Source organism: Roseomonas populi (assembly GCF_024594815.1).
GTDB lineage: Bacteria > Pseudomonadota > Alphaproteobacteria > Acetobacterales > Acetobacteraceae > Roseomonas > Roseomonas populi.
In genome coordinates, this window is record NZ_JANJOU010000004.1 from 180,344 (window position 1) to 205,967 (window position 25,624).

The 25,624-nt window shown below is 70.0% G+C and carries 23 protein-coding genes; 3 read left to right on the top strand and 20 right to left on the bottom strand.

From position 1 onward, the window contains the following. Positions 1-2: 2 nt before the first annotated feature. From lpxD to NRP21_RS08300, 12 genes are all read right to left on the bottom strand, one after another. Positions 3-1,055: a UDP-3-O-(3-hydroxymyristoyl)glucosamine N-acyltransferase gene (gene lpxD, locus NRP21_RS08245; RefSeq protein ID WP_257715702.1), complete on the bottom strand. Its 1,053-nt coding sequence runs from the start codon at positions 1,053-1,055 to the stop codon at positions 3-5. 4 nt (positions 1,056-1,059) lie between these two features. Then, positions 1,060-1,845 carry an OmpH family outer membrane protein gene (locus NRP21_RS08250; protein ID WP_257715703.1) on the bottom strand — a complete coding sequence of 262 codons (786 nt, stop codon included), beginning with the start codon at positions 1,843-1,845 and terminating at the stop codon, positions 1,060-1,062. 22 nt (positions 1,846-1,867) lie between these two features. Continuing rightward, on the bottom strand, positions 1,868-4,207 hold the full coding sequence (gene bamA / locus NRP21_RS08255) for an outer membrane protein assembly factor BamA (RefSeq protein ID WP_257715704.1): 2,340 nt from the start codon (positions 4,205-4,207) through the stop codon (positions 1,868-1,870). Between the two features lie 191 nt (positions 4,208-4,398). Next, a complete protein-coding gene (gene rseP, locus NRP21_RS08260; RefSeq protein WP_257715705.1) occupies positions 4,399-5,526 on the bottom strand; it encodes an RIP metalloprotease RseP in 1,128 nt (375 codons plus the stop codon). Between the two features lie 36 nt (positions 5,527-5,562). Next, a complete protein-coding gene (dxr, locus tag NRP21_RS08265) occupies positions 5,563-6,732 on the bottom strand; it encodes a 1-deoxy-D-xylulose-5-phosphate reductoisomerase (protein ID WP_257715706.1) in 1,170 nt (389 codons plus the stop codon). A gap of 1 nt (position 6,733) precedes the next feature. After that, positions 6,734-7,621, bottom strand: coding sequence for a phosphatidate cytidylyltransferase (locus NRP21_RS08270; RefSeq protein WP_257715707.1), 888 nt, complete (start codon positions 7,619-7,621; stop codon positions 6,734-6,736). Beyond that, positions 7,614-8,363 (bottom strand): polyprenyl diphosphate synthase, encoded by a 750-nt coding sequence (gene uppS, locus NRP21_RS08275; RefSeq protein ID WP_257715708.1) that lies wholly within the window; start codon positions 8,361-8,363, stop codon positions 7,614-7,616. Before uppS ends, NRP21_RS08270 begins: the two co-directional genes overlap by 8 nt. 13 nt (positions 8,364-8,376) lie before the next feature. Then, positions 8,377-8,949, bottom strand: coding sequence for a ribosome recycling factor (gene frr, locus NRP21_RS08280; RefSeq protein WP_257715709.1), 573 nt, complete (start codon positions 8,947-8,949; stop codon positions 8,377-8,379). Positions 8,950-8,959: 10 nt separating this feature from the next. Next, positions 8,960-9,679 carry a UMP kinase gene (pyrH, locus tag NRP21_RS08285; RefSeq protein ID WP_257715710.1) on the bottom strand — a complete coding sequence of 240 codons (720 nt, stop codon included), beginning with the start codon at positions 9,677-9,679 and terminating at the stop codon, positions 8,960-8,962. A 159-nt stretch (positions 9,680-9,838) separates the two neighbouring features. Then, positions 9,839-10,753, bottom strand: coding sequence for a translation elongation factor Ts (gene tsf / locus NRP21_RS08290; RefSeq protein WP_257715711.1), 915 nt, complete (start codon positions 10,751-10,753; stop codon positions 9,839-9,841). A 154-nt stretch (positions 10,754-10,907) separates the two neighbouring features. Further along, complete coding sequence (gene rpsB, locus NRP21_RS08295) at positions 10,908-11,831, bottom strand: 30S ribosomal protein S2 (RefSeq protein WP_257715712.1); 924 nt, start codon at positions 11,829-11,831, stop codon at positions 10,908-10,910. 185 nt (positions 11,832-12,016) lie between these two features. After that, complete coding sequence (locus NRP21_RS08300) at positions 12,017-12,574, bottom strand: hypothetical protein (protein ID WP_257715713.1); 558 nt, start codon at positions 12,572-12,574, stop codon at positions 12,017-12,019. A 144-nt stretch (positions 12,575-12,718) separates the two neighbouring features. Here NRP21_RS08300 and NRP21_RS08305 point away from each other — a divergent pair, with 144 nt between their 5' ends. Beyond that, positions 12,719-13,546, top strand: coding sequence for a nitroreductase family protein (locus NRP21_RS08305; RefSeq protein ID WP_257715714.1), 828 nt, complete (start codon positions 12,719-12,721; stop codon positions 13,544-13,546). A 6-nt stretch (positions 13,547-13,552) separates the two neighbouring features. Here NRP21_RS08305 and dnaE read toward each other — a convergent pair whose 3' ends face one another. Next, entirely contained in the window at positions 13,553-17,002 is a 3,450-nt protein-coding gene (gene dnaE, locus NRP21_RS08310) for a DNA polymerase III subunit alpha (protein ID WP_257715715.1), read from the bottom strand. A 111-nt stretch (positions 17,003-17,113) separates the two neighbouring features. Between dnaE and clpS the strand changes: the two genes are divergently transcribed. After that, a complete protein-coding gene (gene clpS, locus NRP21_RS08315; protein ID WP_257715716.1) occupies positions 17,114-17,419 on the top strand; it encodes an ATP-dependent Clp protease adapter ClpS in 306 nt (101 codons plus the stop codon). Positions 17,420-17,441: 22 nt separating this feature from the next. Here clpS and NRP21_RS08320 read toward each other — a convergent pair whose 3' ends face one another. From NRP21_RS08320 to NRP21_RS08335, 4 genes are all read right to left on the bottom strand, one after another. Continuing rightward, complete coding sequence (locus NRP21_RS08320) at positions 17,442-18,122, bottom strand: ABC transporter ATP-binding protein (RefSeq protein ID WP_257715717.1); 681 nt, start codon at positions 18,120-18,122, stop codon at positions 17,442-17,444. Beyond that, complete coding sequence (locus tag NRP21_RS08325; RefSeq protein ID WP_257715718.1) at positions 18,115-19,368, bottom strand: lipoprotein-releasing ABC transporter permease subunit; 1,254 nt, start codon at positions 19,366-19,368, stop codon at positions 18,115-18,117. Before NRP21_RS08325 ends, NRP21_RS08320 begins: the two co-directional genes overlap by 8 nt. After that, positions 19,368-20,684: a proline--tRNA ligase gene (proS, locus tag NRP21_RS08330; RefSeq protein ID WP_257715719.1), complete on the bottom strand. Its 1,317-nt coding sequence runs from the start codon at positions 20,682-20,684 to the stop codon at positions 19,368-19,370. The genes NRP21_RS08325 and proS overlap by 1 nt, the downstream gene beginning before the upstream one ends. A gap of 293 nt (positions 20,685-20,977) precedes the next feature. Then, positions 20,978-21,238: a DUF1467 family protein gene (locus NRP21_RS08335; RefSeq protein WP_257715720.1), complete on the bottom strand. Its 261-nt coding sequence runs from the start codon at positions 21,236-21,238 to the stop codon at positions 20,978-20,980. A gap of 96 nt (positions 21,239-21,334) precedes the next feature. On the opposite strand from NRP21_RS08335, the gene NRP21_RS08340 reads away from it, so the two are divergent. Then, a complete protein-coding gene (locus tag NRP21_RS08340; RefSeq protein WP_257715721.1) occupies positions 21,335-21,607 on the top strand; it encodes a hypothetical protein in 273 nt (90 codons plus the stop codon). Between the two features lie 20 nt (positions 21,608-21,627). Here the strand turns inward: NRP21_RS08340 and NRP21_RS08345 are convergent, their stop codons facing one another. The 3 genes from NRP21_RS08345 to nuoN form a co-directional block, all read right to left on the bottom strand. Continuing rightward, positions 21,628-23,280 carry a ribonuclease J gene (locus tag NRP21_RS08345; RefSeq protein ID WP_257715722.1) on the bottom strand — a complete coding sequence of 551 codons (1,653 nt, stop codon included), beginning with the start codon at positions 23,278-23,280 and terminating at the stop codon, positions 21,628-21,630. A 196-nt stretch (positions 23,281-23,476) separates the two neighbouring features. Beyond that, on the bottom strand, positions 23,477-24,202 hold the full coding sequence (locus tag NRP21_RS08350; protein WP_257715723.1) for a biotin--[acetyl-CoA-carboxylase] ligase: 726 nt from the start codon (positions 24,200-24,202) through the stop codon (positions 23,477-23,479). Then, positions 24,199-25,620, bottom strand: a complete 1,422-nt coding sequence (nuoN, locus tag NRP21_RS08355; protein WP_257715724.1) for an NADH-quinone oxidoreductase subunit NuoN — start codon at positions 25,618-25,620, stop codon at positions 24,199-24,201. Before nuoN ends, NRP21_RS08350 begins: the two co-directional genes overlap by 4 nt. Positions 25,621-25,624: the final 4 nt, after the last annotated feature.

Here is a 25,624-nt window from a genome sequence, read left to right on the forward strand (position 1 = left end):
GTTCAATCGCTCGTCTTCTTCTCCGCGGCGGCGGCGGCCTTCGCCTGCCCCAGCTTTCGCAGGGCCGCGTAGCCGCGCATCGCGTCGCGCACCGGCTGGGCGGGGCTGCCCAACACGTCCATGCCGGCCGGCACGTCCGCCATGACACCGGCCTGGGCCCCGATCCGCGCCTTCGCGCCGATCGTCAGGTGCCCCGTAAGGCCCGCCTGCGCCGCAACCACGGCGAAGTCGCCGAGGGTGGTGGAGCCGGAGATGCCCGCCTGCGCCACGATGACGCAGCCGCGCCCCGTCCGGACGTTGTGCCCCAGCATGACAAGGTTATCCAGCCGCGTTCCCGGCCCGATCACCGTATCGTTGCCCGAACCACGGTCGATGCAGGAGTTCGCCCCCACCTCCACCCCGTCCTCCAGGATCACCCGGCCGAGCTGGGGCACCGTGACGTGCTCGCCCCTCGGGCCGGTGGCGAAGCCGAAGCCCTCGCTGCCGACCCGGCAGCCTGGGTTCAGCGTTACCCGATCCCCGGCCAGGCAGTGGGTGGCGGTGACGTGGGACAGGATTCGGCAGTCCGCACCGAAGACGCAGTTCCGGCCAATATGGGCGTGGGGACCCACGATGCAGCGGGGGCCGAGCACGACCCCCTCCTCGATCACGGCATAGGCGCCGATCTCGCAACCCTCGCCGATCTGTGCCCCCTCCCCCACCACGGCGGTGGGGTGGCGCGCGCCGCCCGGGGCTTCCGGCGGGTGCAGGACAGACGCGATGCGGGCGAAGGAGAGCACCGGCGCGGGAGAGATGAGGGCGACGCAGCCCTCCGGCACCGCCGCCGCATGCTCCACCGCCAGCACCACGGCGCCGGCGCGGGTCTGCTTCAGGCTGGAGATCCAGCGCCGGGAATCGAGGAAGGAGACCTCGTCGGGTCCCGCGGCGTCCAGGGTACCCACGCCCGAGAAGAGGCGGTCCCCTGCCCCTTCAGGCACCGCCAGCCCGGCCACCTCCGCCAGCCGCGAGAGCGGCAGCGGGCCGGCGGCCGCGTGGAAGCGCGGATCTGCGGCCACGCCCTTAGCGGCGCTGCTGCTGCTGTTGCGGCTGCTGGCGTGCCGGCGCCTGCTGCCCGGCACCCTGGGCCGCGGGCGCGGCCGGGGCCTGGCCTTCCGGCGGCAGGGTCACGTTGCGGAGCACGCGGTTCACCTGCTGGCTGATCTCGTCCGTCAGGTCGAAGGGTGCGTCGTTGAAGATCACCAGCGGGCGCGGCAGCACGAGGTTCACGTTCCGGCTGGCCGCCACCTGGCGGATCACCACGGCGAGCGCCTGCTCGATCTCCTGCAGCGCGCCCTGCGCCACCTGCTCGATCGCGCGCGACCGGTCGCGGAAGATGCGCTGGCTGTCGGTGATGCGCTCCTGCAGCTCGCGCTCCTTCGTGCGCAGCTGGTCGGCGTTCATCGTAGCCCGTTGGTTCGCCAGGGCCTGCTGCTCCTCGCGCCAGCGAGTCTGCTCGCGCTGAAGGTCGTCGTTCAGCTTCTGGCGCCGCTTCTCGATCTCCTCGCGCACCGCGTTGAAGGCGGTGGAGTTGCGCTGGATCTCCGGCACATCGACGATGCCGACCACGGCCGCCGGCGGCGGCTGGCCGGGGGGAAGCGGCGCCGGGTTCGGCTGCGGGCGCTGCTGCGCCTGCTGCGGCGGGCGCTGCGGCGGGCGCTGGGGCTGCTGGGCAGGGCGTGCCTGCCCGCCGCCACCGCCGCCGCCCTGGGGAGGAATGAAGAAGCCGGGATCGTTCTGCGCCAGGGCGCTGCCGACAGGAAGGAGGAGGGCCGCGAGGGCGGCGAGCGCGGGGCGCGCGGACATCATGGGAACTCCAGTCTTCTCGTTCTCAGAACCGCGTGCCGAAGCCGAAGCGGAAAAACTGCGTCTTGTCGTAGGATTCCTTCACCACCGCCTGGGCGAAGTCGAGGTTGATCAGGCCGAAGGGGCTGCGCCAGGATACGCCGACGCCGGCGCCGACGCGGGGAGTGGAGGTGTCGGCGATGTTCGGCCCGCTGCTGCTGCCGCTCAGCCCGCCCACATCCACGAAGGCGCGGCCGGTGATGCCGATTTCGTCCGGGATGGGCAGCGGAAAGCGGAACTCGGTGGTCTGCGTGTAGAGGAAGCGGCCACCGAGGCTGTCGCGCGTGTTCAGATCGCGCGGGCCGGCGCCGGCCACCTCGAAGCCGCGCAGGTTCTCGCCACCGAGGAAGAAGCGGTCCACGATGCGCTCGTCCCGGCTGCCGAAGGGCTCCAGGTAGCCGACCGAGCCCTGGATCGCGAGGACGTAGTTCGGATCGCCCAGCCAGCGCTCGAAGGGGATATAGTAGGAGCCGTCCAAACGGCCGCGGACATAGCTCACGTCGCCGCCAAGGCCGGCCACGTCGGTCCCGAGCCGGAGCAGGTAGCCGCTATGCGGGTCCAGCCGGCTGTCGCGGCGGTCGTAGGTGAGGGTCTGGCCGATCTGGGACAGCAGCGTCTCGCCGGCCTGCTCGCGGATATAGACCGAGGCGTTGGGATCGACGTTGTAGATGTTGCGGTGGGACAGGGTGTAGGCCCAGGACTGCCGCAGGTACTCGTTGAACTCGTAGCCCGCGCGCAGCGAGAAACCGTAGCGGCGCTCCTCATAGCCCGAGTAGGTGGTGAGGTTGCGGTTGATGTAGAAGACGTCCGCGCCGACCGCGAGGTTGCGGTCCTGGAAGGACGGGTCGGTCACCGAGAGGTCGAGCTGGCTGCGCTTCTGCGCGATCACGCCGTTGATGCGGCTGTCGATGCCCGTGCCGAGCAGGTTGCGCTCGCGCAGGCCGATGTCGGCCAGCGCGCCGGCATCGGTGGAGTAGCCGCCGCCGAGCGAGACCTCGCCCGTCGCCCGCTCCACGACGCTGGTGCCGAGCACCACGCGGTCCGGCGCGGAGCCGGGGTTGGTGGAGATGGTGGCGTCGCTGAAATAGCCGAGGTCGCGGATGCGCTGGCGGGAGCGCCGGACCAGCGAGGCGTTGAAGGCGTCGCCCTCCGCCAGGCGGAACTCGCGCCGGATCACGCGGTCCTGCGTGCGGACATTACCCGTGATGTCGATGCGCTCGACGTAGAGGCGGTTGCCCTCCTTCGCCTCGAAGGTGATGTCGACCGTGCCCGCATCCGTGTTGCGGACGATACGCGGCGTCAGCTCCACAAAGGGTGCGCCGAGCTGATTGGCGCGATCGGACATGGCGTCGGAAATCCGCTCGACGGCGTCGCCGTCGTACCAGTCACCGGAGGAGATATCGACGGTGCTGCGCAGCTGGTCCGCGGTCACGTTGCGAAGCGAGGAGGTGACCTCCACCTTGCCCAACCGGTACCGCCGCCCCTCGTTGATCGTGTAGGTGATGAAGAAGCCGGAGCGATCGGGCGCCAGCTCGGCCGAGGCGCCGGTGACGTTCACGTCCGCATAGCCCTGGCGCAGGTAGAAGCGGCGCAGCAGCTCGCGGTCGAAATTCAGGCGCTCGGGGTCGTAGGTGTCGCTGGAGGAGAAGGGCCGGTACCACGCCCCCTCGCGCGAGGCGACGATCTCCTTCAGCCGGCTGTCGGAAACGCTGCGGTTGCCCACGAAGTTGATGCGGCTGATCAGCGCGACATCGGCCTCGTTGATCTCGTACACCACGTCCACGCGGTTCTGGTCGAGCTGAATGATCTTCGGCTCGACTGTCGCCGAGAGGCGGCCGCGCCGCGCATAGGCCTCCAGGATGCGAGCCCGGTCGGCCTGGGCGGCCTGGGTGGTGAAGACGGCGCGGGACCGGAGCTGGGTGGCGTCGCGCAGGTTGTCGTCCGAGAGCTTGCTGTTCCCCTCAAAGGCGACGCGGTTGACGATGGGGTTCTCCTCCACCGTCACGAGGATGCGGTCGCCTTGCCGAGCCACGCGGACATCCTTGAACAGGCCAGTGGCGTAGAGCGTGCGGAGCGAGCGATCGAGCCGGTCCGCCTCGAACGCATCGCCGGGCTGCAACAGCATGTAGGAGCGGATCGTGTCCGCCTCGATCCGCTGATTGCCCTGGATGTCGATGCCCTGGACCGTCCCGGAGGGCGCGCGCGCGGCACGCTGGGGTGTCTGGGCCGCACGGCGGGTCTGGGCCTCGGCCTCCGCAGCGGAGAGGACCGGCACGAGGCAGGTGGCGGCCAGTAGAAGGGCCCGGGAGATAGGCGAGGCGTGCAAGGCGTGATCCTGTGCCGGCGGTTCCGGTTCGCGGGGCCGCAACCTAGCGGAGGGGGGCGCGTGTTGCCACCCCCGCGAAGGTTTCAGTCACATCCAGCGGAAAATGTGGCGTTTCAGCCGAAATTCCGGCCCCGCAGGCGGGACTCTGGGAAGGGAGCCCTTCGGCATCCCCACCCGAATCGCCGCCAGCGTCAGCCGAAGAGGCCGTGAACCCAGCGGAACAGGCCGAAGCTGGACAGGTCGTTCCAGGTCGCGAAGACAAACAAGGTGGCCAGGACTGCCAGCCCGGCCCGGAAACCGTACTCCACGGCCCGCGGCGGCAGCGGCCGGCCGCGCAGGGCCTCCAGCGCGTAGAAGACGAGGTGCCCGCCATCCAGCACGGGGATGGGGAAAAGATTGATCAGGGCGAGATTCACCGAGAGGATCGCCATGAAGGAGACGAGGCTGGCCAGCCCCAGCGTCGCCACCTGCCCGGAGAGCTGGGCGATCCGCAGCGGGCCGCCGATCTCCTCGGTGCCGCGCTGGCCGGAGATCATCTGCCAGATCCCGCCCAGCGTCTGAGCAGTGACCTCGCCCGTGTAGGCGATGCCGCCCCAGATCGCGGAGATCGGGTCCGTCCTCTCGTAGGAAGGCACGCCGCCCCCGATGCCGAGCATCCCGACGGGCGCGGCCCCCTCCGCCGTGCCGGGGCGCGGGGCCGGGGTGGCCGTGAGGCTGCGCTCCTCGCCTTCCCGCAGGAGGCGCACCGTCACCGGCTGGTTGGCGCGGGGCTGGATGTAGGCCTGCACCTGCTCGAAGCGGGTCACGGGTTGCTCGTCCAGCGCCACGATCCGGTCGCCGGGCAGGATGCCTGCCGCCTGGGCTGCCCCGCCATCCACAACGGAGGCGACGGTGGTGTTGCCCACCGGGCGCCCCACCGCGATGAACAGGGCGGAGAAGAGCACGGCCGCCAGGACGAAATTCGCGATCGGCCCGGCAGCCACGACGATGGCCCGGTCCAGCACGGGTTTGTCGTGGTAGCGCGGGCCCCGCGGGTCATGGTCCGGCGCGACGTCGGCCGAGTCGGTCACGTCGCCCGCCCCTTCCTGCCCGTAGAGCTTCACGTACCCGCCAAGCGGCAGCCAGCCGATCTGCCAGTCCGTCCCGCGCCTGTCCGTCCAGGCCGCGATCGGGCGGCCGAAGCCGATGGAGAACTTCTCCACGAAGATCCCGCGCCAGCGCGCGGCACCGTAGTGGCCAAGCTCGTGGAAGAAGACGAGCACGCCCAGCACGACCACGAAGGCGAGCACGGTGCGGAAGGGGTCGGGGAGGAATTCCACGGTGGGTCCTGGATCAGGCCTGGAGGTTGGGGCGGTTCAGGCAGCGATGCCGAGCCGGCCGGCAATCCGGCCAGCCTCGGCCCGCGCCTCGGCGTCGAGGGCGATCACGGCGTCGAGCGAGGGCAAGGCGGGCGCGCCCAGCCGCTCCATCGTCGCCTCGACCACCCGGGCGATGTCCAGGAAGCCCAGGCGCCGGGTGAGAAACCGTTCCACCGCCACCTCGTTCGCCGCATTCAGGATGGTGGGGACCCCTGCCCCCGCCAGCAAGGCCTCCCGCGCGAGCCGCAGGGCGGGAAAGCGGGCCTCGTCGGGGGCGGAGAACTCCAGCCGGCCCAGCGCGGCCAGATCCAGCCGCGGGACGTCGGCCTTCATGCGCCGGGGCCAGGCCAGGGCATGGGCAATCGGGGTCCGCATGTCCGGGGAGCCGAGATGGGCCAGCAGCGAGCCGTCAGCGTACTGCACCATCCCGTGCACGGTGGATTGCGGGTGGACCAGCACCTCGATCTGGGAAGGCTTGACGGGGAAGAGGCGGGCGGCCTCGATGACCTCCAGTCCCTTATTGAACATGGTGGCGCTGTCGATGCTGATCTTGGCGCCCATGGACCAGACGGGGTGCTTCAGGGCGCGCTCGGGCGTGGCGGCCCGCATCTCCGCCTCGCTTGACGTGCGGAAGGGGCCGCCGGACGCGGTGATAATGATCTTCTCGATCATCGTGGGGTCGCGGGCGTCCAGCGCCTGGAAAACGGCGTTGTGCTCGGAGTCCACGGGCAGCAGCGTCACCCCGGCTTCCTTCACGGCGGCCAGAACGATGTCACCGGCGCAGACGAGCGCCTCCTTGTTCGCGAGCGCGAGGGTGCCGCCGCGGCGGATCGAGGCCAGCGTCGGGCCGAGCCCCGCGGCGCCGACGATCGCGGCCATGGTCCAGTCGGCAGGGCGGGAGGCGGCTTCCAGTACTGCCGCCTCGCCGGCCGCGGCCTCCACCCCGCTGCCGGCCAGGGCTTCGCGCAGGGCGGGCAGGCCGACGGGATCGGCCAGCACGGCCACCCGGGCCCGGTACTTGCGTGCGCAGGCGGCCAGCGCGGCGGCGTCGCGGCCGGCGACCAGGGCCTCCACGGCGAACTCGCCCTCCGCCGCCTCGTCCAGCAGGGCCAGTGTGCTGCGCCCGACCGAGCCGGTGGCGCCGAGGATGGTGACTGTCTTGGTCATGCTACCGCCAGAGGGCGCCACCATAGCCGAGGATCAGGGCGAGGAGCATGGCGGCGGGCGCTGCGGCGAGCAGCCCGTCCAGCCGGTCCAGCAGCCCCCCGTGGCCGGGGATGAGGCTGGAGGTGTCCTTCACCTTGAACTGGCGCTTGATGGCGGATTCGAAGAGGTCGCCGGCCTGGGTGGCGATGGCGAGGATGGCGGCCACCGCGGCGGCGCGCCAGGAACTGCCGGGGGCAAGGAAGGGCGCGACCGCGGCACCGATGCCCATCGCGAGCAGGAGCCCGCCCGCAGCGCCGGTCCAGGTCTTGCCCGGCGAGACCTGGGGCCAGAGCTTCGGCCCGCCCAGCGCGCGGCCGGCCATGTAGCCGCCGATGTCGCTGGCCCAGACGGTGAGAAGGAGGAAGAGCAGGTTCGCCCGACCGGCCTCGTTCTCGTGCCTCAGCTCGATGAGGCAGAGGAAGGCGACGCCGATGTAGAGCACGCCCAGAGCGAGGCGCAGGGCCGGCTGGGCCGGCCGGTCCCGCCCGCGAAGACGTTCCGCCCAGGCCCAGGTGAGGAGGAAGCCGCCCACCAGCACGATCCAGGCGGTCAGCGGAAGTTCCGCGACGGAAAGGGCCCCTGCGACGAAGACGGCCGCCGGCACGCCCGCCCCGGGCAGCCGCGCCGTCCGCAACCCGCAGAGATGGACCCATTCCCAGGTAAGGATCGCCGCCGCGACGGAGAGCAGCAGTGTGTAGGCGTTGGCGCCCAGCCAGACGCAGAGGAGCGCCGCCGGCCCCAGCACCAGGGCGGAGAGAACGCGCTTCCGGAGGTCCCGCCAGTCCTTGCCGGGCTTGGCGCCGGGCTGCGAACCGGGGTTCGGGCCGGGCCTCGGCGCCGGCTCAGCCATTCCGCGCGCCGAAGCGGCGGTCGCGGCGGTGGAATTCGGCGATGGCCTCGCGCAGGTGCTCGGCCCCGTAATCCGGCCAGAGAACAGGCTGGAAGACCAGCTCCGCATAGGCCGCCTGCCAGAGCAGGAAGTTGGAGATGCGCTGCTCCCCGGAGGTGCGGATGATCAGGTCCGGGTCCGGCATTCCCGCCGTGTCCAGGTGCCGCGCCAGGGTGGCCTCGTCGATGGCGTCGGGGGCGATCTCCCCGGTGGCGATGCGCAGGGCCAGGCGGCGAGCCGCCGCCGTGATCTCGGCGCGGCCGCCATAGGAGAGGGCGACGTTAAGGTTCAGCCGAGTATTCCCCGCCGTATCGGCCTCGGCCCGCTCGATCTCGGCCAGCATTCCCGGGCCGAAGGCGGCGCGGTCCCCAATGACGCGGAGGCGCACACCGTTATCCACGAGCTGCCGGACCTCGTGGCGGAGGTAGTGGCGCATCAGCCCGGTCAGGTCCCGCACCTCGTCGGCCGGGCGGCGCCAGTTCTCACTGCTGAAGGCGAAGAGGGTGAGCCAGGACACGCCCTGCTGCCCCGCCGCCTCCACGGCACGGCGAGTCGCCTCCGCCCCTGCCTTGTGGCCGAGGGCGCGCGGCACGCCGCGGGCGGCGGCCCAGCGCCCGTTCCCATCCATGATGATGCCGACATGGACGGGTGCGGGCGGGGCGTTGCCCCCGGCGGTGAGGACGGGCTGTGTCGCGGCGCTCATGGCAGTGGACGGCTCAGACGGCCTTGATGTCCTTCTCTTTCTCAGACAGCGCGGCGTCCACCTTCTTCACGTACTCATCCGTCAGCTTCTGCACGTCGTCGGACCAGCGCTTGGCGTCGTCCTTGGAGATCTCGGACTTCGTCTCCCAGCCCTTGATCGTCTCCATCCCGTCGCGGCGCACGCCGCGGACGGAGACCTTCGTCGCTTCGGAGTACTTGGCGGCCTGCTTCGCCAGCTCGTTGCGGCGCTCCTGCGTCAGCGGCGGGAGGGGCACACGGATGACCTGGCCCTCGGCCTGGGGGTTCAGGCCGAGGTTGGAGTCGCGGATCGCGACCTCCACCTGCTTGGTGATCGTGCGATCGAAGACCTGCACGGAGAGCAGCCCGGGGCCGGCGACGGAGATATTGGCAACCTGGTTCAGCGGCTGGTTCGTGCCGTAGGCCTCGACGCGGATCGGCTCCAGCAGCGCGGGGCTCGCGCGCCCGGTGCGAAGGCCGGAGAACTCCTTCTTCAGGGTCTCCATGGCGCCGTCCATGCGACGCACCAGGTCCTTTCGCAGGTCGGGGAAGTTCGGCGGGGCGGCCATGGCGTGTCCCTCAGCTCTCGTGAACCGTCGTGAACTTGCCCTCGCCCTTCATGACGGCGGTGAAGGCACCGGGTTCGTGGATGTTGAAGACAATGATCGGAAGCTTGTTCTCGCGGGCCAGAGAGATGGCGGCGGCATCCATCACGGCCAGGTCGCGGGCCAGCATGTCCAGATAGGTGAGCGCGTCGTAGCGCTCGGCGGCCGGGTCCTTGCGCGGGTCGGCGGTGTAGACGCCGTCCACCTGCGTGCCCTTCAAAAGGGCGTCGCAGCCCATCTCGGCGGCGCGGAGCGCGGCGGCGGTATCGGTGGTGAAGAAGGGGTTGCCCGTACCGGCAGCAAAGATCACCACCCGCCCCTTCTCCATGTGCCGCACGGCGCGGCGGCGGATGAAGGGCTCGCAGAGGCTGGCCATGGGAATGGCGGACTGGACGCGGGTGGGCACGCCCGCCTTCTCCAGCGCGTTCTGCATCGCCAGCGCGTTGATGACGGTGGCCAGCATGCCCATGCCGTCGGCCTGGGCGCGGTCCATCCCGGCGGCGGCGCCGGAGACGCCGCGGAAAATGTTGCCCCCGCCGATGACCAGCCCGACCTGGATGTCCAGCCGCGTCACCGCCGCAATGTCCTCGGCGATGGCCGTTACGGTATTGCTGTCCAGCCCGTACTGGCCGGAGCCCATCAAGGCCTCCCCCGAGACCTTCAGCAGGACGCGCTTGTAGCGAGGGGAGGTCATTCTTCTCTGCGGTCCCGGGCGGCTGGCGAAATTAGAAGGCACGGCCCGCCACGGCAAGGCGCCGGACCGGGAGGCGGATCGCCGGGCGATAAACGTCCGGCGATCGGTCGTCCCGGCACGCCGGGACGGGTGGCCGGGCACGTGGCCCGGCCAGCGAACTCAGCCGGCCGTGCCGGCTGCGGCGGCCACCTCGGCGGCGAAGTCCGAGGTCTCCTTCTCGATGCCCTCGCCGAGCTGGAAGCGGGCAAAGCCCTTCAGCACCGCGCCGGACTTCTGGACCACGGCCTTCACGCGGCTCTCGCCGTCATGCACCCAGACCTGCTCCAGCAGCACCACTTCCTCGTAGTACTTGCGGATGCGGCCCTCGACCATCTTCTCGATGACCGCGGGGGGCTTGCCGGAGGCCTGGGCCTGCTCGGTCAGCACCGCGCGCTCGCGCTCCAGGGCGGAGTTGTCCACGGCGGAAACGTCCAGCGCCTCGGGGCGGGCAGCCGCCACGTGCATGCCGATCTGGCGGCCCAGCGTCAGCACCGCGTCGTCGCCGTTCGGGGCCTCGAGGGCCGCGAGCACGCCGATCTTGCCCAGGCCCGGCTTCACGGCCGAGTGGACGTAGGTGGCGACGGCACCCGAACCCACGGACAGGACGCGAGCGCGGCGGATAGACATGTTCTCGCCGATCGTGGCGATCAGGCGGGTGACCTCGTCGGCCACGGTGTGGCCGGCGCCGGGGTACTGGGCGGCCTTGATGGCCTCCACGTCCTCGCCGACCTCGAGGGCGACCTTGGCCACCGTCTCGACCAGGCCCTGGAACTGCTCGTTGCGGGCCACGAAGTCGGTCTCGGCGTTCACCTCGACCATGGCGGCCTTCGTGCCGGCGGCGGCAACGCCCACCAGGCCCTCGGCAGCCACGCGACCGGACTTCTTGGCGGCGGCGGACAGGCCCTTCTTGCGCAGCCAGTCGATCGCGGCCTCCGCGTCGCCATTGCTCTCCACCAGGGCCTTCTTGACGTCCATCATGCCCGCGCCGGTCTTCTCGCGCAGGTCGCGGACCATGGCTGCCGTGATCTCGGCCATCTCTCGTCTTCCCGTCTGTGGGGCGGCGTGACCCCGGGGCGGCCCGGGGCGATTCGTGCCGCCGCTGTATGCGACACGCCGGGGCAGCCCTGCCACCCCGGCGCGTTCATGTCCTTGCGAGCCCGGCAGGAAGCCCCGCCCGGCCCGCGGGTGATCAGCCGGCGTTGTTGCCGTCGTCGCGGTTGTTCTGGACCATCTGCTCCAGGCTCTCGCGGTCCACGCCCGAGGTCGGGGAGGACTGCACCGCGCCCTCGAGCACCGGCACGTCGGCCACCTCAGCGCCGCCGAGGGTCTCGGGAACGGCGCCGGCGCCCGGCAGGCCGCTGTCATCCGGCATCACGTCGGTCGGCAGGTCGGCCTGGGCGCCGACATCCATGCCGGAGGCGGAGAGCTCGGCGGAGATGCCGTCGAACACGGCGGCGGCCATCATATCGCAGTACAGGTTGATAGCGCGGATCGCGTCGTCATTGCCCGGGATCGGGAAAGCCACGCCGCTCGGGTCCGCGTTGGAGTCGCACACCGCGATCACGGGGATGCCGAGCTTGTTGGCCTCCTCGATCGCCAGCTTCTCCTTGATCGTGTCGATCACGAAGATCAGGTCGGGCAGGCCGCCCATCTCGCGGATGCCGCCGAGGGCGCGGTCCAGCTTCTCGCGCTCACGGGTCAGCATCAGGATCTCCTTCTTGGTGAGACCCTGGGTGTTGCCGGCCAGCTGCTCGTCCATCTGCTTCAGGCGCTTGATGGAGCCGGTGATGGTCTTCCAGTTGGTGAGCATGCCGCCCAGCCAGCGGTGGTTCACGTAGTACTGGCCGCAGCGGGTCGCCGCCTCGGCCACGTAGTCGGCCGCCGCCTTCTTCGTGCCCACGAAGAGCACGCGGCCGCCACCGGCCACCACGTCGCGCACGGTGCGCAGGGCGCGGTCCATCAGCGGCACGGTCTGCTGCAGGTCCAGGATGTGCACCTGGTTGCGCACGCCGAAGATGTAGGGGGCCATCTTCGGGTTCCACCGGCGGGTGTGGTGGCCGAAGTGGACGCCGGCCTCGAGCAGGCCGCGCAGGGTAACCTCAGGCATCGCCATGGGGCGTGTCCTTCCTTCCGATCAGATCCGGTTGGGCCTCCGCGGCGCTGTGCTTCCCTGGCGGGAAGACCGGACCCTTGCCGCGTATCTCGGAAGGGCGCGCCGCGTGCGGATTTGCCGGGCGCGGAAGGATTCCGCGCCCGGCGGGCCGCATATGGCACGCGCGAGGCGGCCGGGCAAGGCCTTCAGGAGGCCAGGGCGGCCTCCAGCCGCGCCAGCGCCGCCTTCTCCGGGGCGGAGATCCCGCCCAGCAGCCCGAGCAGGCCGCCCTTGGCCTCGGCTAGCTGCAGCGCCCGGTCCATCACCCGCTTCCGCAGGGCGCCGCGGGCCTCCGGGCCCAGGGCGTGGACGTAGTCGGTCCAGGCGGCGAGCAGCGCCGCCGGCGGCGGCTGGGCCAGCCAGCGAGAGAGAAGGGCCTGGCCGTCGCTGCCGGAATCCAGCCCAACGGCATGGGCGGCGTCCAGCACCGCCCGGCGCTCCCGGTCGCCCATCATCCCGTCGGCCCAGGCGACCACGACCAGCGGCACGATGGAAAGGGCCGCGACCGTGCCGCTGCCGATTCCCTGTGCCACGAGCCGGTCCAGCAGCGCCGGGTCCTTCAGCCCGGAGGCCTCTGCCAGCCGGTCCCGCTCCGACTTCCCGGGATCACTGGCGCGGAGGCGGCGGATCAGCTCGTCGCTCTGCTGGGCGAAGAACGCCTCCTCCAGCGCGCGGCGGCGATCGTCCAGGAAGTCCCTGCTCATGACCTTCTCCCTCTTGGCGGCGCCCTCGACGGGGCCCCTTACCAAAGGAAGGTTGGGTCCGACGGCCTCCGCTTCCAATGGGTGGGCCTGGGATTGGCGCGATGGCAGTCTGCGCCGCGACACGCGCCCACAGGACCAGACCACGTGACAGATCCCGCCGAGACCTCCTCCCCCGCCCTGGAGCTTCGCTACGGCACCCCCGGCCTGCCGCCCGGGCCTAGCAATCCGGTGATCAACGCGATCCTCGCCCACCGGTCCTACCGCCACTTCCTCGACCGTTCGCTGGAACCCGGGGCGCTGGAGACGATCGTGGCGGCCGCCTCCTCCGCCCCCTCCTCCTCCAACATGCAGACCTGGAGCGTGGTGGCGGTGGAGGACCCCGGCCGGAAGGACCGGCTGGCGACGCTGGCCGGGAACCAGGGCTTTATCCGCCAGGCTCCTCTCTTCCTGTGCTGGATCGCGGACCTGTCGCGCCTGGAGCGGATGGGAGAGGCGCACCAGCAACGCCTGGCGGGGCTGGACTACCTGGAGAGCTTCATGGTGGCGCTGGTGGACGCCGCCCTGGCCTCTCAGAACGCGCTGGTGGCCGCCGAATCGATCGGGCTGGGCGGGGTCTATGTCGGCGGGCTGCGGAACCGGCCGAAGGAGGTTGCGGCGGAGCTGAACCTTCCGCCCAAGGCCTTCGGAGCCTTCGGCATGGCGATCGGCTGGCCCGATCCGGCCGCGCGCGCCGAGGTGAAGCCCCGCCTGCCGCAATCCCTGGTGCTGCACCGCGAGACCTACGGCATGGCCGGAGAGGACGCCGCCGTGGCGGGCTATGACGAGGTCCTGGCCGGCTTCTCCGAGGAGAACGGCATGGGGCGGGCGGACTGGACGGGGCGGATGCTGAAGCGCGTGGCCGGCCCGGAATCCCTCAGCGGCCGCCACACCATGACGGAGACGCTGAGGGCGATGGGGTTCCCGCTGAAGTAGCGGTTCTCAGGCCGCTATCTCGACGGACTCGATCCCCGGCAGGACCTTCAGCGCCTGCGCCAGCCGGGGAGAGACGTTCCAACGCCCAGGCAGGGCCAGCTCCACTTCCTGGCCCGGCCCGGTGCGGGGGATGAGGACCACCTCCCCCTTCCCTCGCCCCTCGCGGTCCAGGATGCCGCGCAGTGTGTCCAACACCTCCATGGACGCGAACTCGATCCGCATGGAAGCGGGGATGGATTGTGCCGCCGATTCCAGCGTCTCGCAGTCCAGAGCCGTCAGCCGCACCGCCTCGCCGTCCACCCGAACCTCGGCGGTAAAGAGTACGGCATTGCCCTCGGTCAGGATGTCCCGGCACTTGCCGAGGATCTCGGAGAAGCAGGTCATCTCCGTGCTGCCGGAGAAGTCGGAGATGCGTACCCAGGCCATGCGGCTGCCTGTCTTCGTCGTGCGCTCCTTCGTGCCGATCACCGTACCCGCCAGCTTCAGCCGCGCGGCGCCGGCCTGGGCCCGCTCCGTCATGCGGGCGATGGGGCAGACCTTCAGCTTCGCCAGGGAATCCTTGTAGGCGTCCAGCGGGTGGCCGGAGAGGTGGAAACCGATCGCCTCCGCCTCCCGCTCCAGCCGGTCCAGCTGCGGCCAGTCCGGCATCTCGCGCAGGCGCAGCGGCGGCATGTCGGCCGAGGCGCCGGGCGCGCCGAAAAGGCCGATCTGTGCGCTACTGCGATCCTCCGCGGCGGCCTGGGCGCGGCGGATGATGGCCTCCGCGCCCTCCGTCACCTTCGCCCGGTTCGGGTCCAGGGATTCAAAGGCGCCGGCGCGGGCCAGGTTCTCCAGCTGCATCTTGTTCAGCAACTTCGGGTCCACGCGGTCCGCGAAGTCGGTGAGGGACTTGAAGGGCCCGCCCTCCTTCCGGGCGCGTACAAGGTCCTGCATGGCGCCGAGGCCGACACGCTTCACGGCGGCCAGGGCGAAGCGGATGTCCTTCGTCCCGTCCTCGCGCACCTCTACCGCGAACTCCGCGTCACTGCGGTTCACGTCCGGCGGCAGCACCTTGATGCCCAGGCGCGAGGCTTCCTGCAGGTGGGAGGCGAGCTTGTCCGTGTTGGTCATGTCGAGCGACATGATCGCGGCCAGGAACTCGGTGGGATGGTTCGCCTTCAGCCAGGCTGTCTGGTAGGAAACCAGCGCGTAGGCGGCGGCGTGCGACTTGTTGAAGCCGTACTCCGCGAAGCGCTCCATCAGGTCGAAGATCTCGCCCGCCTTGTCCTCGGGGATGCCGTTCTTCACCGCGCCCTCGGTGAAGATCTTGCGCTGCGCCTCCATCTCGGAGCGGATCTTCTTGCCCATGGCGCGGCGCAGCAGGTCGGCGCCGCCGAGCGAGTAGCCCGCCAGCTCCTGGCTGATCTGCATCACCTGCTCCTGGTAGACCAGGATGCCGTACGTTTCCTCCACCAGGCTGCGCATGGCCGGGTGCACCGGCTCCCAGGCCTGGCCGTGCTTGCGGGCGCAATAGGCGGGGATGTTCGCCATCGGGCCCGGGCGGTAGAGCGACACCGCCGCGATCAGGTCCTCGAACCGGTCCGGCCGCATCATGCGGAGGACGTCCCGCATGCCCTGGCTTTCGAACTGGAACACGCCGGCCGCGTCGCCCTTGGCGAGCATCTCGTAGGACCTGGCGTCGTCCAGCGGGATGGTGGTGATGTCGATCTCCACCCCCTGCCCCTTCAGGATGTCCAGCGCGCGCTGGATCACCGTGAGGGTCTTGAGGCCAAGGAAGTCGAACTTCACCAGCGACGCGCTCTCCACGTACTTCATGGAGTACTGCGTCACCAGCATCTCGGAGCGCGGGTCGCGGTAGAGCGGCACGATCTCGATCAGCGGCTTGCGCCCGATCACCACGCCGGCCGCGTGGGTGGAAGCGTTGCGGTACAGTCCTTCCAGCTGCAGAGCCGTCTCCATCAGGCGGTCCACGTTCTCGTCCGTCTCGCGCATCTCCCGCAGGCGTGGCTCGCCGTCCAGCGCCTCCTGCAAGGTGGGCGGCTTGGCGGCGTTGAAGGGGATCAGCTCCGCGATCTTGTTCACCTGCCCGAAGGGCATACCCATCACGCGGCCGACGTCGCGCACCACTGCCTTTGCCTGTAGGCGGCCAAAGGTGATGATCTGGCCCACCCGGTCCGGCCCGTACTCGTTCCGGACGTAGTCGATCACCTCCTCGCGCCGGTCCTGGCAGAAATCGATGTCGAAGTCTGGCATCGAGACGCGCTCGGGGTTCAGGAAGCGCTCAAACAGCAGGCCGAAGCGCATGGGGTCGAGATCGGTGATGGTCAGCGCCCAGGCCGCAACCGATCCGGCGCCCGAGCCGCGCCCCGGGCCGACGGGGATGTCGTGCGCCTTCGCCCACTGGATGAAATCGGCCACGATGAGGAAGTAGCCGGAGAAGCCCATCTTCTCGATGATGCCGAGTTCGAACTCCAGCCGCTCGCGGTAGGCAGGGCGGGCCTCGTCCGGCGTGCCCTGGGCGTCCAGCCGCTTCTCCAGGCCCTTGCGCGCCATGTCCTGCACGATGTCGGCCTCGGTCAGCCCCTCCTGCACCTTTCGGCTGACAGGCAGCTCCGGCTTCTTCGTCTCGGCCATCACGGCGCATTTGCGGGCGATAGCGAGGGTGTTGTCGCAGGCTTCCGGCAGGTCCTTGAACAGCTCCCGCATGGCGGCGGGCGGCTTGAACCAGTGCTCGGCCGTCAGGCGGCGGCGATCGGGTTCGGCGAGCGTGCGGCTCTCGGCGATGCAGAGCAGGGCATCATGGGCCTCATGCCCCGTGGCGTCCCTGAAGTACACGTCATTGGCCGCGACAATCGGCAGGGAGGCGGCATCGGCGATGGCCAGCAGCCCTGGCTCCACTGCCCGGTCCCGCTCCGTGCCGTGGCGCGTCAGCTCCACCGCCAGGTTGTCGCCATAGGCCTCGCGCAGCGCGGCGAGCAGCGCCTCCGCCTGGGCTCTCCGCCCCTCCGCCAGCAGCCGCCCCAGCGGGCCCAGCGTGCCGCCCGTCAGCAGGAAGATGCCGGAGGCGTGGGATTGAAGCTGATCCAGGGAGATGGCGGGCTTGCCGGAGGGGTCCTCGCCCAGCCAGCCCAGGGAGGAGAGGCGCTGGAGGTTCTCCAAACCCGGCTTGTCCATGGCCAGGGCCACCACCGGGTCGGGCGGCAGGCGCGCGGCCTCCGGCCGCTCCGGCTCCTTCTGCCGGGCGAGCCAGAGCTGGCAGCCGATGATGGGCTGCACCCCTTCCTTCGTGGCGTACTGGCTGAACTCCAGCGCGCCGAACATCACGGCCGTGTCGGTCAGCGCCAGGGCGGGCATTCCCGCCTTCTTCGCCAGCCCCGGCAGCTTGTCGGCCTTGATGGCTCCCTCCGCCAGGGAGTAGGCGGAGTGGACGTGAAGATGGACGAAGCTGCCGGACATGGAGGGAATATAGGTCCTCCACCGCCCGATCGCAGCTGATTCCGAACCGGCGGGGACGGAACGTCCGCGGGGCGGGCCCCCGTGCAACGCCCTATCTTGGAGCCTGCGGAGATGCCGGAAACCATCACCCCGCCGCGGGTGCAGGACGTGGTGAAGACCGCTCGCCCTCCCCTGCACAAGGTGATCCTGCTGAACGACGACTTCACGCCGCGCGGCTTCGTGGTGCGCGTGCTGAAGGCCGAGTTCCGGATGGACGAGGGCGCGGCCATGCGGGTGATGATGACGGCCCACCAGCGAGGTTCCTGCGTGGTGGCCGTCTTTACCCGGGAAATTGCGGAGGAGAAGGCGACCCGCGCGACCGACATGGCCCAGAAGGAGGGCTATCCCCTGAAATTCACGACGGAACCCGAGGACTAGCCCCCACGGCTAGCCCAGAGGATTAGCCAGGGACGACCATCCCCTCCCGCAGGGTCACCGTCCGGTCCATCCGCGCGGCGAGCTCCGGGTTGTGCGTGGCGATGAGGGCGGCGAGGCCCCTGCCCCGCACCGCATCCAGCAGCTCCGCGAAGACGCGGTCAGCCGTGCCGGTATCGAGGTTGCCCGTGGGCTCGTCGGCCAGCAGGACCTTCGGAGCGTTAGCCAGCGCCCGGGCGATCGCCACGCGCTGCTGCTCGCCGCCCGAGAGGCGGCTGGGCCGGTGGTCCCGCCGGTTCTCCAGGCCGAAGCTGCCAAGCAGCTCCCGCGCCCGCGCCTCCGCCTCCCGCCTCGGCTTCCCGGCGGCCAGCTGGGGCAGCACCACGTTCTCCTCCGCCGTGAACTCCGGCAGCAGGTGGTGGAACTGGTAGACGAAGCCGATCGTCTCCCGCCGCAGGGCGGTGCGGGCATCGTCGCCCAGCCCGCCCGCGTCGCGGCCCTCGACCAGCACGGCGCCGGCATCGGGCTTCTCCAGCAACCCCGCCACGTGCAGCAGCGTGGACTTGCCGGTGCCGGACGGCGCGACGAGGGCCACGATCTCCCCCGCCCGCAGGTCCAGCGCCGCGCTGCGAAGGACGGGCAACTCCCCGGCCTCGGTGCGGTAGCGGCGCTCCACGCCCTGAAGGGCGAGCACGGGGTCAGCCATTGCGAAGGCCCTCCACCGGATCCAGCCGTGCGGCGCGCCAGGCCGGGTAGATCGTGGCCAGCAGGGAAAGGCCGAGCCCCATCCCGACCACCTGCGCCACCTCCATCGGCTCCACCACGGCTGGCAGCTTCGTCAGGAAGTAGACCTCGGCGTTGAACAGCTCCGTGCCCGTGAGGGACTGAAGGGCCTGCCGGATATTCTCGATATTCAAGCAGAAGACGAGGCCGATGCCGAAGCCGATCAGCGTCCCGGCAACGCCGATCGAGGCACCCGCCAGCAAGAAGATGCGGAGGATGGCGCCGCGCGTGGCGCCGACCGTCCGCAGCACCGCGATGTCCCGCCCCTTGTCCTTCACGAGCATGATGAGGGACGAGATGATGTTGAAGGCGGCCACGATGATGATGAGGGTGAGGATGAGGAACATCACGTTCCTTTCCACCTGCACCGCCGCGAAGAAGGAGGAGTTGGAGGCCTGCCAGTCCAGCACCCGCACGGGGCGCCCCTGCAGCGCGCCGTAGATGGCGCGGGTCGCGTCGCCCACGCGGTCGGGGTTCGCGACGAAGACCTCCACCTGCGTCGCCGTGTCGCGGTGCTGGAAATAGACCTGCGCGGCATCGAGGGGCAGGAAGACGTAGCTGGAATCGTATTCCTGCATCCCCGCCTCGAACATCGCCACCACCTCATAGGCCTTGAGGCGCGGCACGGTGCCGACGACGGTGGCACGGCCCTGCGGCGAGACGAGGGTGATCTTGTCCCCGATGCGCAGCCCCAGGCGGCGCGCGAGGCGGGAGCCGACGACGATCGTGTCCTGCTCCCCGAAGCGCTGGAGGCTGCCGGCGAGGATGTTGTTTGCGATCAGCGGCCGGGCGCGCAGGTCCTCCGGCCGGATGCCGCGCGCTAGGCCGCCCGTGGCGCCTCCGCCCTCGCTGGTGAAGAGCACCTGCCCTTCAACGATGGGCGTGGCGGAGACAATGCCCGGAAGTTGCCGCACGCGGGCGGCGATGTCGTCGAAGTCGCGAAGGCCCTCGTTCGTCTGGGAGTAGACGCCGAGATGGCCGTTCAGCCCGAGGATGCGGCCCAGCAGCTCCTGCCGGAAGCCGTTCATCACGGACATGACGATGATGAGGGTGGCCACCCCCAATGCGATACCGACCAGGGAGAAGATCGCGATGACGGAGACGAAGCGCTCGCCCTTCCGGGCGCGCAGGTACCGGAAGGCGACGGCGCGCTCGAAGGGCGAGAACATCAGGAGATGGTGGCCTTGATCTTCGCCAGCGCCTCGTCCAGCGGCAGCTCCAGCCGCTCCCCGGTGGCGCGGCGCTTCAGCTCCACGATGCCCTTGGCGGCACCGCGCGGGCCGATGATGGCCTGCCAGGGATAGCCGATCAGGTCGGCATCGGCGAACTTGGCGCCCGCCCGCTCTCCGCGGTCGTCGTACACGGCCTCATCCGGCAGGGCGGCGTAGAGCTGCTCGCAGAGTGCATCCGCCGCCGCGTCGCCGGGCTTGAGGTTGAGGATGGCGCAGGCGAAGGGCGCCACCGCATCCGGCCAGATGATGCCGGCGTCGTCGTGGCCGGCCTCGATGATGGCGGCCAGCAGGCGAGAGACGCCGATGCCGTAGGAGCCCATCTCCGGGATCACCGGCGTGCCATCCGGGCCGGAGACGGTGAGGCCCATCGGCTTCGAGTACTTCGTGCCGAAGTAGAAGATGTGCCCAACCTCGATCCCGCGCTCCGTCACCTGCGATTCCGCGGGGATGGCGTCCCAGGCGGCCTCGTCATGCTTCTCGTCGGTCGCGGCGTAGCGGCTCGTCCAGAAGTCCATGACGGTGGAGGCGTCGCCGGTGCCGGTCGGGTCCTGCGCCAGCACGTCGAAGTCCAGCAGGTCCTTGTGGAGGTAGACGACGCTCTCGCCGGTCTCCGCCAGGATGATGAACTCGTGGGACAGGTTGCCGCCGATCGGGCCCGTATCGGCCTGCATCGGGATGGCCTTCAGCCCCATGCGCGCGAAGGTACGGAGATAGGCCCGGAACATCTTGCGATAGGATTCACGCGCGCCCTCCGCGTCCAGGTCGAAGGAGTAGGCGTCCTTCATCAGGAACTCGCGCCCGCGCATCACGCCGAAGCGCGGCCGGATCTCGTCCCGGAACTTCCACTGGATGTGGTAGAGGTTGCGCGGCAAGTCGCGATAGGACTTGGCGAAGGTCTTGAAGATGTCGGTGACCATCTCCTCGTTGGTCGGGCCGTAGAGCATCTCCCGGTCGTGCCGGTCGATGATGCGAAGCATCTCCTTCCCGTAGCCGTCGTAGCGCCCGCTCTCCTTCCACAACTCCGCGGCCTGGATGGTGGGCATCAGGATCTCCTGCGCGCCGGCGCGGTCCTGCTCCTGCCGCACGATCTCCGAGATCTTGCGGAGGACGCGCAGGCCGAGCGGAAGCCAGGCGTAGATGCCGGCGCTGGTCTGCCGGATCATCCCGGCGCGCAGCATCAGCCGGTGCGAGACGATCTGCGCCTCGGCGGGCGTCTCCTTGAGAGTGGGCAGGAAGGCGCGGGAGAGGCGCAAGGCGGCTGGCTCCGGGAAGGGAAGAGGGGCGCAACCTAGAGCATGGCGCGGGGCGCGCAATCCGCCTGGGGGTCGCGCAAAAAAGAAGGGCCGCCCCGAAGGGACGGCCCGAGTTTAGGGAGGAAACGCCAGTCACACGGCGGAAGAGGAAGAGCCCTCTTCCATGTCCCGATCATGCTGCAGTGCGGCCGGAGAGCGAAGGGAATTCGGGGCCTGAAAGCTGAAAAGATGTGCTCTAGAGTCGATTAATGCACAAATAGTCACCATAACCGACGAGACATCGCGCATCTAGCCTAATCATTAGGCATAGCAAGCCAGCCTTCGCGGAACGAAAGCCAATCGGCCCGCACGAGCCAGTCGATGAAAAACCAGACCAGCACCGCCAGGATCGTCGTCAGCACCAGGACGCGAAGGGCCCTCACCTGGCGGGGGGCACCGCGCCAACCTCCTGCCTCTGCCGCCTCCGGATCGGGACTCACACCCAGCGGGAGTACGGCGAAGAGCACCGTCCACCAGACCAGAAAGAAAACGACGATGCCGGCCGCCCAACCCATTCTGCCCCAACCTTGCCCTGACATGCCCGGGAAACGCCGTAATCCCGGCGCCCTCCCCGACGTTTCTACGCCATGTCCATCCGAAGGGAGACGGAGATGCGTCGTTTTATCCTTCTCGCCGGCCTCGCCCTCGCGGCCATTCCGGCGATGCCGCAGACCGCCGACGCCCATGGCGGCCGCTGGGAACGCGAGCGGGCCTGGCGCCACCACGAGTACCGCCGGGAGCAGGCCTGGCGCCGGCACGAGCGCCGGGAATGGCGCCGCGAGCAGGCCTGGCGCCGGCACCACTACGACCGCCGCGCCTATGGCTACGGCCCGCCGGTGGCCTATGCCCAGCCCGGCGTGACCATCGCCATCCCGTTCCGCTGAGCCCGCGCCCTGCTCCGGGCTCAGACCCGAAGCAGGTGGAGCTCGACCAGCGGCCGCTTGCGCACGCGGCGGCCGATGGCCTTGCGAAGGGCGGTGCGCGCCGCTTCCCGCAGGGCCGAATCCTCCCGCCGCAGGGGCGCGGGAAGATCATTGACCAGGCGGGCGAGGTCGGCCGCGATCTGAGCCATGGCATCCTCCCCCTGCTCGAAAAGGCCGGGGGCGGAAACCTGCGGCGTGCCGCGGACCCGCCCAACGTCGTCCACGGCCAGGGAGCCGACGACCACTCCGTTGAACAGCATCCGGCGCCGGGCACCGAGAACGCCGCCATCCAGTGGCAGCAGGCGGGTGCCGTCCACGGCCAGCTTGCCGCTCGGCACGGTCTCGCAGACCTCTACCGGGCCACCGCCGAGGCGCAGCATGTCCCCGTCCTCGATGAGGTGCGGCTCGGCGCCGAACTCACGGGCCAGCGCGGCGTGTTCCTGCAGGTGGCGCCACTCCCCGTGCACGGGAACGGCATGGCGCGGCTTCACCAGATCATAGAGCCGCCGCAGCTCGTCCTTCGCCGGATGACCGGAGACGTGGACGGGATGCTCCGAATCCGGGGTGATGACGCGGCACCCGGCCCTGTAGAGGGCCGCCTCGACGTTCATGATCGCCTTCTCGTTCCCGGGGATCATCCGGGAGGAGAAGATCACCGTGTCGCCCTCCCCGAGCGAGATCTGGGGATGCGTGTCGGCCGCGATCTTCGCCAGCGCCGAGCGCGGCTCGCCCTGGCTGCCCGTGCAGATGATCAGCAGCTCGTCATCGGGGAGATAGCCAGCCTCCTCCTCCTCAAGGAAGGGCGGGAGGTCGGCGAAATAGCCCGTCTCGCGGGCCGCGGCGTCCGCGTTGCGGAGGGAGCGGCCGAACAGCGCCACGCGCCGACCCGCCGCCATGGCGGCGCGGGTAATGGAATCCACCCGGGCAATGTTGGTGGCGAAGCAGGACACGGCGACCCGCCCCTTCAGCGTCGCGATAAGCGCCGTGAGCGCCTCGCGCACGTCGGCCTCACTGCCGGAATGTCCGTCCACCAGGGCGTTGGTGCTGTCGCAAACCATGGCCAGCACCCCCTCCTCGCCGAGCCGGGCGAAGCCGGCCTCGTCGGTCGGGGCGCCGATCAGGGGATTGGGGTCGAGCTTCCAGTCACCAGTGTGCAGCACGGTCCCGTAGCGGGTGCGGATCGCCAGGGCCTGGGACTCGGGCACCGAGTGCGCCACCCGCAGGAACTGGAGGTCGAAGTTCCCGATCTTCACGCGTGAGGAGAGCGGAACGGTGTGCAGCGTCACCTCGTGTAGCAGCCCCGCCTCGCCCAGCTTCCGGCGCAGCACCGCGCTGGCGAACGGACTGGCGTAGAGGGGGCAGCGCAGCATCGTCCATAGATGAGCCACCGCACCGAGGTGATCCTCATGCGCGTGGGTGATCACCAGCCCCACCAGCCGGTCCCGCCGCTCCGCCAGCCACGCCGGGTCCGGCACCAGGATCTCGGCCTCAGGCGCCTCGGCGCCTCCGAAGCCTATCCCGCAATCCACAGCGAGGAGCTGTCCATCCAGGCGATAGACATTGAGGTTCATGCCGATCTCCCCCGTCCCCCCGAGCGGGAGGAAGGCGAGGTCGTCGGTCGTGTTGAAGGTCATTCGTTCTCGTTCTTAGGAAGTCAGGGTCGGTCGTTTTGTGTCAGATGGGGATTGGCCGCGGGCCGCCAACAGGGGCGGCCCGGTCCGGCCATGATATCGAATCCAATATGTTGAATGCCGGGAGCCACCGCCTGGAACAAGGGGCGGAACGGGCCGCGCCGATCACCTTCAGGTCACTCCGGATCCGGCGCGACCCCTAGGCGTCCACCTGACCGGTGATCACCGTCCTGAGCCCGGCTTCCGTGCGGAGGCGCAGCGCGCCGGTTTCGTCCAGCCCTTCGAACAGCCCGGCCAGGGGTGCGCCGCCCGTCGTGACCGTGAGGGCCGCACCTTGCTGGTGGCCGCGGGAGAGCCAGGCGGCACGGATCAGCTCAAATCCCTCCGCATCACGCAGCGCGCGCCAGCGGTCTAACGAGGCCATCACGGCCGCCGCCGCCTCCTCCGGCCCCGGGGCTGGGGGCGGCAAGGCCGCCGTGGCCCGCCCGGGGACTTCCGGCGCGTGGGCAAGGTTCACCCCGAAGCCGAAGGCCAGCCAATCCAGCCGCCCAGCGGCATCGAGGCTCGCCTCGGCGAGGATGCCCGCGCACTTCGCCCCGCCCAGCAACAGGTCGTTCGGCCACTTCAGCGTCAGCCCGGCGCCGGCCCAGGGAACGAGCGCGTCGTGAAGGGCTACGGCGGCCAGAAGGCTCCATTGCGGCACCTCGCGCGCCGTCGCGTCGGGGCGCAGCAGGACCGACAGGTAGAGATTTCCCGGCGGCGATTCCCAGGCACGGCCATGGGTGCCTCGCCCGGCCGTCTGTCGGAAGGCGAGGACGGCGAGGCGCTCCCCCTCCCCTGCCTCGGCGCGCTGCCGAACCACGTCGGCGGTGCTGGGGAGCTGGTCATGGACCAGCAGCCGCCAGCCCGCCGGGGGCGTGCTCATCCGGCCAGGGCGGCCACTGCAGCGGCGGCGGCCGCGACGACCGGCGCCGGGAAGAGGAAGAAGAGCACGTTGAACAGCCCCGCCCCGGCCAGCACCATGGAGACGGCGGCCGGGCGCGGATCCAGCGCACCGGCCGGGCTGTCGAAGTACATCACCTTGATGATGCGCAGGTAGTAGTAGGCACCCACCACGCTGGTGAGCACGCCCACCGTGGCCAGGACCCAGAAGCCCTCCTGAACCGCCGCCAGGAAGACGTAGAGCTTCGAGAAGAAGCCCGCGAGCGGCGGGATGCCGGCCATGGAGAACATGAACACCGTCATGGCCGCGGCCATGCCCGGATCGGTGCGGCCCAACCCCGCGAGATCCTCCACGCGCTCCAGCGTCTTGCCCTGGCGACGCATGGAGACGAGCACCGCGAAGACGCCGGCGTTCATGACGAGGTAGATCGCCATATAGAGCATGACGCCGCGCAGCCCGGTGTCCGTGGCGACCGCCAGGCCCATCAGCGCGTAGCCGATATGGCCGATGGAGGAATAGGCCATCAGCCGCTTGATGTTCTGCTGCCGGATGGCCGCGAAGGAGCCGAGCAGCATGGAGCCCATCGAGGCCAGCCAGATCACGCCCTGCCACTGCTCCGCCAGATCCGCAAAGGGATCAGCGAGAACGCGCACCAGGAGGGACACCGCCGCCACCTTCGGCGCCGAGGCGAAGAAGGCCGTCACCGGCGTCGGCGCACCCTCGTACACGTCGGGCGTCCACATATGGAACGGCACGGCCGAGATCTTGAAGGCCAGCGCCGCCACCACGAAGGTCACGCCGACCACCAGCCCGAGCGAGACGCCCTCGGTCGTGGAGACCGCGCTGCCGATCGCCGCGAAGTTGGTGGAGCCGGAGAAACCGTAGGTGAGGCTCGCGCCGTAGAGATAGAGGCCGGAAGCAAGGGCACCGAGCACGAAGTACTTCAGCCCGGCCTCGGCGGAGCGCGAGTTGTCGCGGTCGAAGGCCGCAATGACGTAAAGCGAGAGCGAGAGCAGCTCCAGCCCGACATAGAGGGTGATGAGGTCGGAGGCCGACACCATCACCAGCATGCCAATCGTGCTGAACAGCACGAGGACCGGGAACTCGAAGCGGGCGATCCCCTGCCTCTCGTTCCAGTCCAGCGCCAGCATCAGGCCCGAGGCCGCACCGAGAAGGATCAGCACCTTCGCGAAGCGCGCGAAGCTGTCCGAGATGAACTGGTTGCCGAAGGCCATGCCGTCAGGCGTGGCCACCACCAGCACAGCGCCCACCAGTAGCGCGCCGAGCGTGCCCATGGTGACGGGGAAGGTCATGTCCCGCTTGGGGACGACGCCCACAAGCAGGAGAACAAGCCCTGCGACAGCCAGCAGGGTCTCGGGAAGGGCGAGGGTCCAGTTCATCGTA

Bases quoted from the DNA above. Each gene is read 5' to 3' on its own strand.
- NRP21_RS08250 (WP_257715703.1), bottom strand. From the start codon at position 1,845: ATGATGTCCGCGCGCCCCGCGCTCGCCGCCCTCGCGGCCCTCCTCCTT.
- dxr (WP_257715706.1), bottom strand. From the start codon at position 6,732: ATGACCAAGACAGTCACCATCCTCGGCGCCACCGGCTCGGTCGGGCGC.
- NRP21_RS08270 (WP_257715707.1), bottom strand. From the start codon at position 7,621: ATGGCTGAGCCGGCGCCGAGGCCCGGCCCGAACCCCGGTTCGCAGCCC.
- uppS (WP_257715708.1), bottom strand. From the start codon at position 8,363: ATGAGCGCCGCGACACAGCCCGTCCTCACCGCCGGGGGCAACGCCCCG.
- frr (WP_257715709.1), bottom strand. From the start codon at position 8,949: ATGGCCGCCCCGCCGAACTTCCCCGACCTGCGAAAGGACCTGGTGCGT.
- pyrH (WP_257715710.1), bottom strand. From the start codon at position 9,679: ATGACCTCCCCTCGCTACAAGCGCGTCCTGCTGAAGGTCTCGGGGGAG.
- tsf (WP_257715711.1), bottom strand. From the start codon at position 10,753: ATGGCCGAGATCACGGCAGCCATGGTCCGCGACCTGCGCGAGAAGACC.
- rpsB (WP_257715712.1), bottom strand. From the start codon at position 11,831: ATGGCGATGCCTGAGGTTACCCTGCGCGGCCTGCTCGAGGCCGGCGTC.
- NRP21_RS08300 (WP_257715713.1), bottom strand. From the start codon at position 12,574: ATGAGCAGGGACTTCCTGGACGATCGCCGCCGCGCGCTGGAGGAGGCG.
- dnaE (WP_257715715.1), bottom strand. From the start codon at position 17,002: ATGTCCGGCAGCTTCGTCCATCTTCACGTCCACTCCGCCTACTCCCTG.
- clpS (WP_257715716.1), top strand. From the start codon at position 17,114: ATGCCGGAAACCATCACCCCGCCGCGGGTGCAGGACGTGGTGAAGACC.
- NRP21_RS08320 (WP_257715717.1), bottom strand. From the start codon at position 18,122: ATGGCTGACCCCGTGCTCGCCCTTCAGGGCGTGGAGCGCCGCTACCGC.
- NRP21_RS08325 (WP_257715718.1), bottom strand. From the start codon at position 19,368: ATGTTCTCGCCCTTCGAGCGCGCCGTCGCCTTCCGGTACCTGCGCGCC.
- NRP21_RS08335 (WP_257715720.1), bottom strand. From the start codon at position 21,238: ATGGGTTGGGCGGCCGGCATCGTCGTTTTCTTTCTGGTCTGGTGGACG.
- NRP21_RS08340 (WP_257715721.1), top strand. From the start codon at position 21,335: ATGCGTCGTTTTATCCTTCTCGCCGGCCTCGCCCTCGCGGCCATTCCG.
- NRP21_RS08345 (WP_257715722.1), bottom strand. From the start codon at position 23,280: ATGACCTTCAACACGACCGACGACCTCGCCTTCCTCCCGCTCGGGGGG.
- NRP21_RS08350 (WP_257715723.1), bottom strand. From the start codon at position 24,202: ATGAGCACGCCCCCGGCGGGCTGGCGGCTGCTGGTCCATGACCAGCTC.
- nuoN (WP_257715724.1), bottom strand. From the start codon at position 25,620: ATGAACTGGACCCTCGCCCTTCCCGAGACCCTGCTGGCTGTCGCAGGG.